We start from the raw sequence: 12,481 nt of genomic DNA, 5'->3' as shown, positions 1-12,481 counted from the left end.
TGACAGCCGCAGCGGCTAGCGCAGCGTCACCGTGAAGCTCCGCCCGTACGCGTGCCGCGTGCGCGCCTCGATCCGGGTGCCGCCCGGTACCCGGGTCACCCGCACCGCGTCGTCACCGGCGACCTTCCGCAGCCCCCGCCCGCGCAGCACCACCGCCACCGTGTCCCGGGTGGTGGTCGGGTCGGCGACGGCGAGCGTGACGTCCTTCTTGTCGCCGCGGACCAGGACCGACGCCGGCCCGTCCACCGTGATCCCCGCCGCGTGGTGCGGGCCCGGGGCGAAGGTGTTGGCCGCCGTCAGGCCGAGCCCGCGGTGCCGGACGGCCTGGAGGCGCGGGGTGTTGGCGAGGAGTTCCGCGCCGCGGTGGTGCCGGAGCGCCGTCTCGGAGGCGTTCGGCAGCAGCGCGTAGGCGAAGGCGGCGGGGCGCGCCCCCGCTGCCTGCTCGACCGTCAGCGAGAACACCTGCCGCGTCACCGCCGTGTCCGGGTTCGAGGTCCGCACGGCCCGGCGGCTGCGGGTCACCGTGGTGAGCCGCGCCTTCGGGGCGGGCCCGGACAGGAGCACGTACCCGACGGCCGTCCCCTGGGTCGCGTTGACCCACCGCACCCAGCCGCGGCCCTCCGCCACGCTCACCCGCTCCGCGGCGCCCGCGATCCGCGCGTCCAGCGTCGTCGTCACCGCCCGGCCCGCGCCCGGCGCGTCCCCGACCCCCGCCGCGAGCACCACGATCTCGTCGTCGAGCAGGAACCACGACTTCGTCGCCCGCGCACCGCGGTACGCCACGAAGTCGTCCGGCAGCACGCCCGCCCGCTTGTCCCGCCACGGCACGTCGTCGGAGAGCACCCAGCCCACGGCGCCGTACGCGCCCAGCACCGCGCCGCCCGAGTGGTCCTGGGTGGCGGTCGGGAAGTAGACGTAGGTGTTCTGCGACTCGCTGGAGGCGGTGAAGTTCAGCGGGTGGCCGGGGTTGTCGTAGAACAGCTTGCCGCCGTACGCCTCCGGGACGGTGGCCCGCTGCTCGACCGGCGCGGTCACGCCCGCGAGGCCGTAGGGGGAGACGGCCGTGAAGTAGTCGACCCCGTACGCCTGCGTCTGGTCCTGCCCGGCCAGATACAGGTAGTGCGCGCCGTCGCCCTGGAACCAGGGCAGCAGGTTCTCGCCGCTCATGTACTCGTACTTGCTGATCCGGCGCGAACTGCGGGCCAGCGCGAACGCGTACCCGGGCCTGCGGTGCACCGTGCGGTCCATGGCGTTGAACGCCACCGAACGCGCCGCCGGATTGAGGTCGGCGGCGGGCACGGACGCGTCGGCGAGGAGGTCGGCGTAGCGGACGATGCTGAGCGGTGAGACGAAGGCGGCCGGGTCGAGTGGCGCCCGCGACGTGGCGCGCAGGTGTTTCACGTACGCCTTCAGGGCGCCGGCCGTCTCCCCCGTGGCCAGGGACGCGAGGTCGACGACGGCCTCGACGACGGTGGCGACGTCGGCGTACCCGGTGCCGGGGCGCGACACCGCCCGCCCCTTCACCGCCTCCATCATCCAGCCCTCGAAGATCAGCGGCGCGAACCCGTCCCGCACCCAGCCGGCCACGGTGGGCACCAGCTCCCCGCCGTGCGCGAACCCGGTCCCGTCCAGCAGCTTCAGCGTCTGCACGACCCGGCTGAGCAGTCCCTTGCCGTACGAGCCGGTGTACGCGACGGAGGCGTGCTGGATGAAGGACCCGTCCGCGTAGTACCCGTCGCTGACCCCGTGCTCCAGGGAGTAGGGGTCGATGGTGGCGAAGACGGTCAGCTGGTCGGTGAGCGCCTTGCGGATGCGCGCCTCGCCCGCGGCGCCGCCGGTGAGCGCCCCCTGGAGGATGCGGTTGGTGGTGAGGTCGGCGAGGTTGGCGCCGGTGTGGAACCGCGAGTCGAGGTCGACGTCACCGTCCTTGCCGTTGCGCAGGTACGCGTCCATGGAGGCGAGGTAGGCGGAGACGAGCGCGGCGGGCGCGCGGCCGGCGAGCAGCACCAGCGTCCTGCTGGTGTGCTGCGACAGGCCGATCTCCCAGGTGAACCAGTTGCCGTAGTACCCCGCCGACTGGTCGCCGTAGTAGTGCGCGTGCAGCCACGCGAGGCCGTCCAGGACCCGGTCCTGGACGGCCTCGCTGCCGTACAGGTCGGGGGAGACGCCCGGCATGCGGGTCGCGAGGGCGATCTCGTAGAGGCGCTGGTAGGTGGTGTTCAGGTTCGGGTCGCTGGTGCCGAGCGGCACTCCGGCGAAGAGTTCGCCGTCCCCGGCGGCGTCGAGCGCGGCGAGGTTCGTCCGCGCGGTCCGCTCGACGGCGGCCCGTTTCGCGGCGGTCTCCGGCCGGGCGCCGGCCGCGGCGTCGCCCGCGAAGACCGCCACGGTGTTGGCGAGCAGCCGCGCGACCCCGTCCGCGGCCCCGTCAGCGACCCCGTCCGCGTCCTCGGTGGCGCTCGCCGGCCCGGTCAGCACGGCGGCCGGCACCCCGGCGGCGGAGAGGGCGGCGAGCAGGCGTCTGCGGGTGATCTCCATCGGGTCTCCTCCACGCACGGGGTGACGCCGGGTCGGCTGGGCTCGGCGGCGGGAGTCAAGCAGACGGCCGGGGCGGCGACAAGGGCGGCGGCCGACCGGATCCGATCATTTATTCGGCCCATGGCAGGCCGGTGAGCAAGGGCTTTCCGTGATCAAGGAACTGCTACCTTCCCGCCTCGTGATCATTCCCGATATTTCACTGCAAGGAGAAGCATTCCGGCCCGTCCTCCTGCGGCTCACCGAGGCCGGCGACCGGGCGCGTCTCGACGCCCTCGTCGCCTCCGGCGCCGTACGGGAGAGGCACGACCGCATCGGCGCCCAACTCGCCGAGCTGGCGCGCTGTCTGCGCCCGGCCGACGCGCTGACCGGGGCCCGGCTCGACGCCGCCGCCGAGGAGCTGTGCCCCGGGGGCGACCGCCACCGGTACGGCACCTGGGTCTGGTACCCGTGGTCGGGGCGGCTGGTCCACGTGCTGCCCGAGCCGGAGTTCCGGCGGGTGCGCACCGACCGCAACCGCGACAAGATCAGCACGACCGAGCAGCGGCACCTGCTCGGCCGCCGGATCGGCGTGATCGGCCTGTCCGTCGGCAACAGCGCGGCGCTCACCTGCGCCATGGAAGGCGTAGGAGGATCGTTCCGCCTGGCGGACTTCGACGACCTCGGCCTGAGCAACCTCAACCGCCTGCGGGCCGGCGTCCACGACCTGGGCCTGCCCAAGACCGTCCTGTGCGCCCGCCAGATGTACGAGACCGACCCCTACCTCGACATCGAGCTGTGGCCCGAGGGCATCACCGAGTCCACCCTCGACTCGTTCTTCGGCGACCCCGGACACCCCCTCGACCTGCTGATCGAGGAGTGCGACACGATCTGGGTGAAGGTCGCCGCCCGCGAGGCCGCCCGCGCCCGCCGCGTCCCCGTCCTGATGGACATGAACGACCGCGGCATGCTGGACGTCGAACGCTTCGACGAGGAGCCCGACCGGCCCCTCTTCCACGGCCGGGCCGGCACCGTCACCGCCCGCGACCTGCGCGCCCTCGACCCGGCGGGCCGCCTCGCCTTCCTGCTGCGGGTCTGCGACGCCGACCGGCTGAGCCCCGCCATGACCGACGCGCTCGGCCGCATCGGATCCACCCTCTCCAGCTGGCCCCAGCTCGCCAGCGGCGTCCAGCTCGGCGGCGCACTCGTCACCGACACCGCCCGCCGCGTCCTGCTGGGCCACCCGGTCCGCTCGGGCCGGTACTACGTCGACCTCGAAGCCCTGATCGGCGCCGAGCCCGCCCGCGAACCCGCCGGAGCCGCCCTGTGACCCACCTGCCCGAACTGCACGGCGAACGGCTGTGGCTGCGCGAGATGCGCGCCACCGACCTCGCCCCCTTCGAACGCATCCACACCCACCGCGTCCTCACCCGCTACCTCGGCATCGACCGGATGGACGCCCGCCAGGCCCAGGACGCCTTCGCCCAGTGCCTGGCCCAGCCGTTCTGCCACCCGCGCCGCAAGCACACCCTCGCCGTGTGCGCGCCGGGTGACGAGACGATGGTCGGCACCATGGGCCTGCTCGTCGAGGAGTACGGCCACAACGCCATGCTCACCAGCCTCGTCCTGCTGCCCGACGCCCCGGTCCGCGGCCACGGCCACGAGGCGGGCCGCCTGCTGATGGCGTACGCCTTCGGCCGCCTCGGACTCCACCGCGTCTGGGCCGGCCACCGCGCCGACCACCCCCGGATGCGGCAGGTGATGCTCGCGGCGGGGCTGCGCCCCGAGGCCACGCTGCGCGGGCTCTTCCACACCCAGGGCGCCTGGCACGACGTCACGACGTACGCGGCGCTCGCCCCGGAGTGGATCCCGGCGGCGACCGCCGCGGAGCGGGCCATTCTGGAGGGGGGTGACGCGGTGTTGATGGCCTGAGCGGGGGGTGCCGTCAGTCCTCCGGCGGGAGCCTCGGGTGCTGACCTGGCGGGTACCGGCCCGCGGGCGTCCGGGGCGCTGACCTGGCGGGTACCGGCCCGCGGGCGTCCGGGGCGCTGACCTGGCGGGCACCGGCCCGCGGGCGTCCGGGGCCGCGTCCGCCCTGCGGACCTCAGTCCTGCGGCGGGGGCGGCGGCACCGGGGCGCCCGCGGGGGGCGTGATCTTCGCGTACGTACGGGAGACCGGCGTGCCCCCGGGCGCGGCCTCGTCGTGCTGCTCCGGCCGGTCCTCGGGCGGCAGCAGCGCGGCCCGCCTCGCCCCCGGGTCCCAGCCGGTCTCCACCACCCGCTTCTGCCACACCACGGCCGCGGCCAGCACCACGAGCCCGATGAGCAGCATGAGGACGACCCCGGCCACCGTCCCGGCCTTCGCGGAGTTGCCGATGAGCAGCCCGAACCAGCCGAAGTCGGCGTCCCCGAACGTGGTGTTGGCCGTCCCGAACGACCCGAGCACGCCCAGCAGGAACGCGGGCAGGAAGGTGATGAGCACGCCGTTCAGGAACGCCCCGACCGCGGCGCCGCGCCGCCCCCCGGTCGCGTTGCCGAAGACACCCGCGGCGCCCCCGGTGAAGAAGTGCGGGACCAGGCCGGGCAGGACCAGCGCCGTCCCGAACGCCGGGTTGAAGACCCCGGCGATCAGCCCCAGACTGACCAGCCCGCCCACGAACGAGCAGATGAAGCCGACGAGCACCGCGTTCTGCGCGTACGGGAAGACGATCGGCGCGTCCAGGGCGGGGATCGCGCCCGGCACGACCTTCTGCGCGATGCCCTGGAAGGCGGGGACCAGCTCCCCCAGGATGGTCCGCACGCCGAACAGGATGACGGCGACGGCGATGCCGAACTGCAACCCCTGGCCGAGCGACGCCATCAGGTAGTTGCCCACGCCGGTGGAGCCGGCGCCGCCGTCCGCCGAGAACGCCTTGAACGCCTCGTTCTTCCCCGCCTTCACGAGGAACACGACCGCCATGACCAGGTAGATGAGCACCATCGACAGGGCGGTGGCCACCATCGAGTCCCGCAGGAACCGCAGCCCCTCCGGCAGGTTCATCTCCTCGGTGGACCGGCTCTTCTTGCCGACCACCTGCCCGGCCGCACCGGACACGATGTACCCGGCGGTCCCGAAGTGGCCGACGGCGACGGTGTTGTTGCCGGTCACGCGCTTGGTCCAGGGATGCGCGAAGGCCGGCATCGCGACCAGCATGATGCCGAGCAGCACGGCACCGGCGACGACCACGACCCAGGAGTCCTGGCCCGCGGTGGCCAGCACCATCGTCAGCAGCGTGGCCATGAACAGCATGTGGTGCCCGGTCAGGAAGACGTACGACAACGGCGTGAACCGGGCCAGCAGCAGGCTGATCAGGAACCCGAGGATCATCAGCCAGGCCACGCGCGAGCCGTACTCGGCCTGCGCGATCCCGACGATGGCCTCGTTGGTGGGGATCACCCCGTGCGAACCGGTCGCGCCGGTGATCATCGTGCCCAGCGGGGCGAGCGAGTCGGTCACCAGCGTCGCGCCGGCGCCGATCAGCAGGAAGCCGAGGGTGGCCTTGATGGCGCCGCCGATGACCTGCCCGGTGCTCTTCTTCAGGGCGATGAGGCCGACGGCGGTGATGATGCCGATGAGGTAGGCGGGGACGCTGAGGATCTCGTTGACGACGAACTTCGCGATGTCGACGAGGACGTTCATGGGGACTCCGTGGGGTGGGCCTGCGGGATGCTGCTCGGGGCAGCGGGCCTGCGGGATGCTGCTCGGGGCTCAGACGTCGTAGAGATCGCGCAGGGCGGCGTCGACCTCCTTCGTGCTGGTGAAGTCCTCGACGACGCGGACGGGCACGCCGACGTCACCGAGGGTCCGGGCGATCTCCCGCGAGGTCAGGATGGCGACGGCCTCGGAGGCCTTGCCCTTGGCGGAGATGGTGTCGGTCGCCTCGGTGGAGACGTATCGCCCCCACTTCCACCGGTCGAGCACCTTGTCCAGCGTGGACTTGAGGAAGAGGCTGGTGCCGACGCCGTTGCCACAGACGGTCAGGATCTTGTGCAGTTCGTGCCCGGCCGGGCCGGGTTTCCTCGATGCGGTGCCTGCGTGGGCGGACGGGGACGCGGCCTCGCCTCTTGTTGTGGTGGCCGGGGTCTCCGCTGTGGTGGCCGGGGACTCCGCGTCGCCTCCCTCGGCGCGCACGAGCACGGCGTGGAGCGCCTCGGGGGTCGGGGCCCGGTCGAGCTCGGCGGCGGTGCCGCTGTCGGCGAGCAGCCGGGCGAGGGCGCCCATGGCCCGGGTGTGCGCACCGGAGTCGGTGGCGGCCAGGGCGACGACCAGGTGCACCGGGTCGTTCGTCTCGTGCCCGAAACTCACCGGGGTCGCCAGCCGCACCCAGGACATCCCGGTACGCCGCACGGCGGGCGAGGGCCGCGCGTGCGCGAAGGCGAAGCCCGGCGCGATGACGATGTAGGGCCCGTTCTCGTCGACGTTGCGGGCCATCTCCTCGGTGTACGCGTCCGTACTCACCCCGGTCGCGACCAGCAACTCCCCGGCGGCCCGCACGGCGCCGCGCCAGTCGGGCGCGGCGACGTCGAGCCGGATGGCCTCGACGGGGATCAGATCGCTCAACTCACCGGAACCACTAGCTCCACTCACACCACTCACATCACTCATGCGAGCAGTGGTCCCCCGCGAGCCCTATGCCTGTCCCACCGACACGCGGGGCTTGCCGGATTCGTTACCGGCACCGAAGCCGGCCGCACAGCCGCGTCCCCCTCTGGTACATGGACTAACCTTGGTACATGTCCATGAAGCGCACGAACGTCTACGCCGACCCCGAGGATCTGGCGATCATCAAGGAGGCCGCCAGGCGCCGGGGCATAAGCGAGGCCGAGATCATCCGCCAGGGCATCCATCTCGCGGCCATGGCGAACCGGGTCTGGGACGAGCCCCTCTTCTCGCGCACCTTCGAGGGCCGGGGCCGCACGCCGTCCAAGGCCGAGGTGCGCGACGCGGTCGCCGATGCGGCGCGCGGTGACGCGGCTCCCGGGACCACCGCGTGATCATCGTCGTCGCCGACACCTCCGGCCTGCTGGCAGCCCTCGACGCGACCCACCCCGAGCACGGCGCGGCGAACGAGGCCGTCCTGACCGCGGGCCTCCTCGTCATGTCCCCGCTCCTGCTGGCCGAACTCGACCACGTGGCCACCCGCGAACTGGGCCGCGAGGCCGCGCTCAGCGCCATCGACGACATCCGGCACTGGATGCGCCGGGGCCGCGTCGCCGCGCCCGAGATCACCGAGGAGCACCTGGGCACCGCCCAGTCCGTCCGCGCGCGCTACAAGTCACTGAATCTCGACCTCACGGACGCGGTGAACGTGGCGCTGGCCTCCGACTACGACACGGACGCGATCCTTACGCTCGACCGCCGGGACTTCCGCGCGATCCGCCCCCTCGGCCACCACAAGGCCTTCCGAGTGCTCCCGGACGACCTCCCGCTCTGAGCCCGCTCCGCCGGCGCACGTCAGGCGACGGACCGCCGAACCGCGGCCCGAACGCCGAGCACAAGGCACATGAACAGCAGGACGAACCCGAGCACATCGCAGACGGCGCATGCCGCAAAGGGCGCCGACAACGCCCGAGGAACCACACGCAACCCGGCAAGCACGACGAGCCCGCCCAACAACCAGGCGCCAAAGACTCGATCATGCATACGCTGCTGCTCCACGCCGCAAGTCTTCGGGTAGCGAGCGCCCGTGTCCAGGACTCGAAGCGAGGTTGTCCGGGGATGAGTTGGGCGCCTTGCCGGGGAACCTAGGTGGCCGGATAGAGCCGGCGTTGTCCGCTCGCTTCCACGGACGAACGTGCCACTCGTCCGCGTCCGGGCCTGGCCGTTCTCGAAGGACCGGCGCGACTCGGTGTCCTCGCCATTCTTTGGCTGCCGCACCTGTCACCTGCGTTGGTGATCCGCTGATCTCGACGGTTGTTCGCGGTTATCCGCCGCGGTTGTCACGCAGCGAAGGGCAGCCCTGTCAGTGCTAGCCCGTCAGGTGCGTTGTTCGACGTGTGAGACTGTCGACATGAGGTGGGGTGACTTCTGGCGGGGGAACAGGGCGCCGCTTGCAATTGCGGCGGGATCCCTCCTGGTTGCGGTGGTTGGAGGATGCTCGCTGGCCCGCGAGATCTCGGACGCTCGACGGATCGCTGCCTCTCCCCTGCGGGTTGACGGTGTCGTCGACCGTGTGGTGCCGGCCAAGGGTGGGGCCCGTATCAGGGTGTCCTACGAGGCCAGCGACCGGTCCTTCGTCACGGAGGGCTTGCCGCTGGGCCAGGGGGCCGGGGCGACCGATCCTGCGGTAGGCACCCGGGTGTGCCTCGAAGCCTCGGCGGAGCACCCAGGGACGGTGCGGTTGTGTGGAACGAGGTATCCGGCCGGTGACGACACGATTCCCGCGGAAGGTCTGATCGCGTTCGCGGGTACAGCGGGCGCACTGATGGCCGCTGGTTGGATCGTGACGGTCACCCGACAGGAGAGGCGCGAACGGGAGAGACCATTGCGGGGCACCCTGTAGACACTCGTCGCCTATTTGACCCGTTCAAAATCATCGCGAGATGAGCAGGACATGTGGCATGTCCCCAGGTGTCTGAACTGCAGGGGAGTGGCCTGGCGGCTCCTCGGTGCGGGTGGCCCATTTCTCGCCATCCCCGCGGCCCCTTCCCAACCTGGCACGGATCCGTCCCGGCTTACGTAGAGCGGCAGATGTGCCGCTATTCGATCCTTCCAGAGCTCCGAGTTCGACTAGGCGATAGATCAATCCGGTCGCGGAGATCTACGCGCAGTGCCTCTCCGTAACCGGTGACAACTGTCATGATCCGCTGGCACTATCTCGCTCATGACATTGCTGATGATCGCTGTATCCGGCAAGTTCGTACCGGACACCTGCACCAATGGTCCGGGAGATTGGAATCCCATAGGCTCCGCAGAGGCCTTGAGTGCGTTTTGTGGAATTTTTGCCGGCTTCGTTTTTTCTGGCGTGGTCATGGTCATCGGACAGAAGAATCCGACCGGCGGCGACGCGCACGCATCGCGTGGCCTGCGCCTGCTGCTACCGAGCTTTTTCGGTCTCGCGATCGCCGCATATTTGTACGCGCTAACAACGGGCGAACTAGTCTGCAAACGATCATTAGTCGAGCAACTGTTCGCCGGTGCGATCTTGGCTGCAGACGCGATTGTCGTGATCGCGGCCTTGGCCTGGCTGCTACTGGCGTACGAGCGTAATAGTCATGGCGAGGTGCGGTTCTTTCGCAGGCTCATCCTAGTCGCTGCCGTCTTTGTGCTGTTGATGCTGGCTGTCTCGTCGGTCGGTTTCCACAACGCGTGGACGGATCGTACTGCAGCCCGGGGAGCGGACTGGATGGTGTGGGGAACATTCCTGGCGCTAGTCATGGGGCTGATCTTCCTCTGGCACCAGAAGATACCTTCAGCACCTCCGGGAGCTGCCGCCAACTGGCAGTACGACCAGTACCTCAACAAGCACGTAAACCTCTCCGCATGGCTCGCCCTTATTCTCAGCGGGGCCCTCGCAGCCTTGAGCGCCATCTTTGTGAGCGTCCCCTATGACAAGCTCGATTTGCCAAGGGGGCTGATCTACACCATGAGCGAAGCGGCCCTTGTTGTTCCGGCTCTGATCGTCGCCGGCGCGATTCGAGCGCTACCCAGAATCTGACTGCGCGCCCCCGTATAACCCAGGGGCGGCTCGGCATTCTTGCTCTGCCCAGCTGGCATCGCGGCCATGCCAGGAGAAGGGGGGCGCCATGGCAATCGGCTGCAAGGGGCGGGAGCCCCACTTCTGCCCGCGGATGTCGCCGCTGTCATGGCGGTGGCCCTCCAGAAGGCTGGGCCCCGACTCATCCGAGCTCGCCGGTCCCTCCGAATCTAGCCGACGGTTTTATCCCTGGACCGGTCCTGACGCCATCCACGCCCGAGCCCCGCATTCGTAGTTCGCTATGGACGCAGCTCTACGATCTCGTCAGACCGGCACACCTTGTCGACCTGATCCGGGCGCCCTGAAGGGCGCGATGGCCTGATGATCTACCAGCAGTCCAAGGAGGGGCGGCAGCGGGAGGTCGCGGGCATGCTCCACCGGACCGTTCGGGAGGCCCGGCGCTCCATGGCACGGAAGCCGGGTGATCAAGCGTCTGGCGCGGACGTGGCACGCGACGGCTGAGCGGAAGCGCACAGCAAAAAGGCCCGGGTCGATGACCTGGGCCTCGATGGTGATTGTGGAGCGGGTGACGAGAATCGAACTCGCACTCTCAGCTTGGGAAGCTGATGTTCTACCACTAAACTACACCCGCACAGCACACCCGCCGAAAGGGCGATGTACTGGCCGTCACTCTACCTCATGCCGGGCTCCGGGCGCTCACGCCCCGGGGCCCGGCTGCGTTGTGAGGCGTGGATGTCACTGCGGGTGAAGGGAGTTGGGGCGTACGGTGCGGGGGGCCGCGAGAGGGGTGCTCGGGGTCGGAGTGCCGCGCGCAACGCCGTCCCTTTCATCCCGTAACGTGGCTTTTGTCACCGGCCAGGAAACTGGCCACATGGCTCGTGGGGAAGGGACTCCGGGACTTTGATGGACCAGATGGAGCGCACCGTCGTCCGATGTGCCGAAGGGCACGTGTTCAGCACCGCGTCGTTCCCGATGCAGCAGGCGGACCGGCTCGGTCCCGGCCGGCTGATCCGGTGCCCGCGCTGTGCTCGACTGCGACATGCCGTTCCCGTGGGACCCGGTAAGCAGTAGGGACGCCGGCAGGCGCAGAGCGCGCGGACCCGCCGATTGTGGCGGGTCCGCGCGCTCTGCGTATCCTCGCTACGTGCTTCTCTCAGACAAGGACATCCGGGCCGAGATCGACGCCGGGCGGGTCCGGATCGATCCCTATGACGAATCCATGGTGCAGCCGTCGAGCATCGACGTACGTCTCGACCGCTACTTCCGGGTGTTCGAGAACCACAAGTACCCGCACATCGACCCCAGCGTCGAGCAGGCCGACCTGACGCGGCTCGTGGAGCCGGAGGGCGACGAGCCGTTCATCCTGCACCCGGGTGAGTTCGTGCTCGCCTCAACGTACGAGGTCATCTCGCTTCCCGAGGACCTCGCCTCGCGCCTGGAGGGCAAGAGCTCGCTGGGGCGGCTCGGGCTCGTGACGCACTCCACCGCCGGGTTCATCGACCCGGGGTTCAGCGGTCACGTCACCCTTGAGCTGTCGAACCTCGCGACGCTCCCCATCAAGCTGTGGCCGGGCATGAAGATCGGGCAGCTGTGCATGTTCCGGCTGTCGTCGCCCGCCGAGTTCCCGTACGGCAGCGAGCGCTACGGGTCGCGTTACCAGGGACAGCGCGGTCCGACCGCCTCCCGTTCCTTCCTCAATTTCCATCGGACCCAGGTGTGAGCAGCAGCGACATGAGTGACGTACGCGAGAACCTCAGCTACGAAGCGTTCGGCGGCGCCGTGCGCGAACTCGCCCAGACCATCGCCGACGACGGCTACGAGCCCGACATCGTGCTGAGCATCGCGCGCGGCGGCGTCTTCGTCGCCGGCGGGCTCGCGTACGCGCTCGACTGCAAGAACATCCACCTGGTGAACGTGGAGTTCTACACGGGTGTGGGGACCACGCTGGAGATGCCGGTCATGCTGGCGCCCGTCCCGAACGCGATCGACTTCAGCGACAAGAAGGTGCTCATCACCGACGACGTCGCCGACACGGGCAAGACGCTGAAGCTCGTCCATGACTTCTGCCTCGACACCGTCGCCGAGGTCCGCTCCGCGGTCATCTATGAGAAGTCCCACTCGCTCGTGAAGTGCGAGTACGTGTGGAAGCGGACCGATGACTGGATCAACTTCCCGTGGAGCGTGGACGAGCCCGTCGTGAAGCGGGCCGGGCAGGTGCTCGACGCGTAGGCCCGGCCCGCGAATGCCGTCGCCCCTTGCCCGGACCGGGCAAG

11 protein-coding genes and 1 tRNA gene are annotated in these 12,481 nt (G+C 70.2%); 7 read left to right on the top strand and 5 right to left on the bottom strand.

The window, feature by feature from the left end:
- Positions 1 to 15: 15 nt before the first annotated feature.
- A complete protein-coding gene (locus tag ACIBW6_RS15525) occupies positions 16 to 2,535 on the bottom strand; it encodes a polysaccharide lyase family 8 super-sandwich domain-containing protein (RefSeq protein ID WP_399059831.1) in 2,520 nt (839 codons plus the stop codon).
- Positions 2,536 to 2,713: 178 nt separating this feature from the next.
- Here ACIBW6_RS15525 and ACIBW6_RS15520 point away from each other — a divergent pair, with 178 nt between their 5' ends.
- Positions 2,714 to 3,841: a ThiF family adenylyltransferase gene (locus ACIBW6_RS15520; RefSeq protein ID WP_399059830.1), complete on the top strand. Its 1,128-nt coding sequence runs from the start codon at positions 2,714 to 2,716 to the stop codon at positions 3,839 to 3,841.
- Positions 3,838 to 4,443 (top strand): GNAT family N-acetyltransferase, encoded by a 606-nt coding sequence (locus ACIBW6_RS15515; protein ID WP_399059829.1) that lies wholly within the window; start codon positions 3,838 to 3,840, stop codon positions 4,441 to 4,443. Before ACIBW6_RS15520 ends, ACIBW6_RS15515 begins: the two co-directional genes overlap by 4 nt.
- A 172-nt stretch (positions 4,444 to 4,615) precedes the next feature.
- Here the strand turns inward: ACIBW6_RS15515 and ACIBW6_RS15510 are convergent, their stop codons facing one another.
- Together ACIBW6_RS15510 and ACIBW6_RS15505 are read right to left on the bottom strand one after the other, a co-directional pair.
- Entirely contained in the window at positions 4,616 to 6,190 is a 1,575-nt protein-coding gene (locus ACIBW6_RS15510; protein ID WP_399059827.1) for a PTS ascorbate transporter subunit IIC, read from the bottom strand.
- Between the two features lie 69 nt (positions 6,191 to 6,259).
- On the bottom strand, positions 6,260 to 7,156 hold the full coding sequence (locus tag ACIBW6_RS15505; RefSeq protein ID WP_399059826.1) for a PTS sugar transporter subunit IIA: 897 nt from the start codon (positions 7,154 to 7,156) through the stop codon (positions 6,260 to 6,262).
- Between the two features lie 128 nt (positions 7,157 to 7,284).
- Here ACIBW6_RS15505 and ACIBW6_RS15500 point away from each other — a divergent pair, with 128 nt between their 5' ends.
- Both ACIBW6_RS15500 and ACIBW6_RS15495 read left to right on the top strand, forming a co-directional pair.
- Positions 7,285 to 7,545, top strand: a complete 261-nt coding sequence (locus ACIBW6_RS15500; protein ID WP_399059825.1) for a CopG family transcriptional regulator — start codon at positions 7,285 to 7,287, stop codon at positions 7,543 to 7,545.
- Entirely contained in the window at positions 7,542 to 7,985 is a 444-nt protein-coding gene (locus tag ACIBW6_RS15495) for a PIN domain-containing protein (RefSeq protein WP_399059824.1), read from the top strand. Before ACIBW6_RS15500 ends, ACIBW6_RS15495 begins: the two co-directional genes overlap by 4 nt.
- 20 nt (positions 7,986 to 8,005) lie before the next feature.
- Here ACIBW6_RS15495 and ACIBW6_RS15490 read toward each other — a convergent pair whose 3' ends face one another.
- Positions 8,006 to 8,209: a hypothetical protein gene (locus ACIBW6_RS15490; protein ID WP_399059823.1), complete on the bottom strand. Its 204-nt coding sequence runs from the start codon at positions 8,207 to 8,209 to the stop codon at positions 8,006 to 8,008.
- A gap of 1,165 nt (positions 8,210 to 9,374) precedes the next feature.
- Between ACIBW6_RS15490 and ACIBW6_RS15485 the strand changes: the two genes are divergently transcribed.
- Positions 9,375 to 10,208 carry a hypothetical protein gene (locus tag ACIBW6_RS15485; RefSeq protein WP_399059822.1) on the top strand — a complete coding sequence of 278 codons (834 nt, stop codon included), beginning with the start codon at positions 9,375 to 9,377 and terminating at the stop codon, positions 10,206 to 10,208.
- Positions 10,209 to 10,765: 557 nt separating this feature from the next.
- Here ACIBW6_RS15485 and ACIBW6_RS15480 read toward each other — a convergent pair.
- Positions 10,766 to 10,839: transfer RNA gene (locus ACIBW6_RS15480), tRNA-Gly, on the bottom strand.
- A gap of 513 nt (positions 10,840 to 11,352) precedes the next feature.
- Between ACIBW6_RS15480 and dcd the strand changes: the two genes are divergently transcribed.
- Positions 11,353 to 11,928 carry a dCTP deaminase gene (gene dcd / locus ACIBW6_RS15475; RefSeq protein ID WP_399059821.1) on the top strand — a complete coding sequence of 192 codons (576 nt, stop codon included), beginning with the start codon at positions 11,353 to 11,355 and terminating at the stop codon, positions 11,926 to 11,928.
- 11 nt (positions 11,929 to 11,939) lie between these two features.
- On the top strand, positions 11,940 to 12,437 hold the full coding sequence (locus ACIBW6_RS15470; protein ID WP_399059820.1) for a phosphoribosyltransferase: 498 nt from the start codon (positions 11,940 to 11,942) through the stop codon (positions 12,435 to 12,437).
- The last annotated feature ends 44 nt before the right edge of the window (positions 12,438 to 12,481 follow it).

Origin of the sequence: Streptomyces sp. NPDC049813, from assembly GCF_044465085.1 — a bacterium.
Classification (GTDB): domain Bacteria; phylum Actinomycetota; class Actinomycetes; order Streptomycetales; family Streptomycetaceae; genus Streptomyces.
Note: the sequence above shows the minus strand (reverse complement) of the source record. Positions and strands in the feature narration are given on the sequence as shown.

Excerpts from the sequence above, each read along its gene's own strand:
- ACIBW6_RS15525 (WP_399059831.1), bottom strand. The coding sequence starts at position 2,535 with ATGGAGATCACCCGCAGACGCCTGCTCGCCGCCCTCTCCGCCGCCGGG.
- ACIBW6_RS15510 (WP_399059827.1), bottom strand. The coding sequence starts at position 6,190 with ATGAACGTCCTCGTCGACATCGCGAAGTTCGTCGTCAACGAGATCCTC.
- ACIBW6_RS15505 (WP_399059826.1), bottom strand. The coding sequence starts at position 7,156 with ATGAGTGATGTGAGTGGTGTGAGTGGAGCTAGTGGTTCCGGTGAGTTG.
- ACIBW6_RS15500 (WP_399059825.1), top strand. The coding sequence starts at position 7,285 with ATGTCCATGAAGCGCACGAACGTCTACGCCGACCCCGAGGATCTGGCG.
- ACIBW6_RS15485 (WP_399059822.1), top strand. The coding sequence starts at position 9,375 with ATGACATTGCTGATGATCGCTGTATCCGGCAAGTTCGTACCGGACACC.
- ACIBW6_RS15470 (WP_399059820.1), top strand. The coding sequence starts at position 11,940 with ATGAGTGACGTACGCGAGAACCTCAGCTACGAAGCGTTCGGCGGCGCC.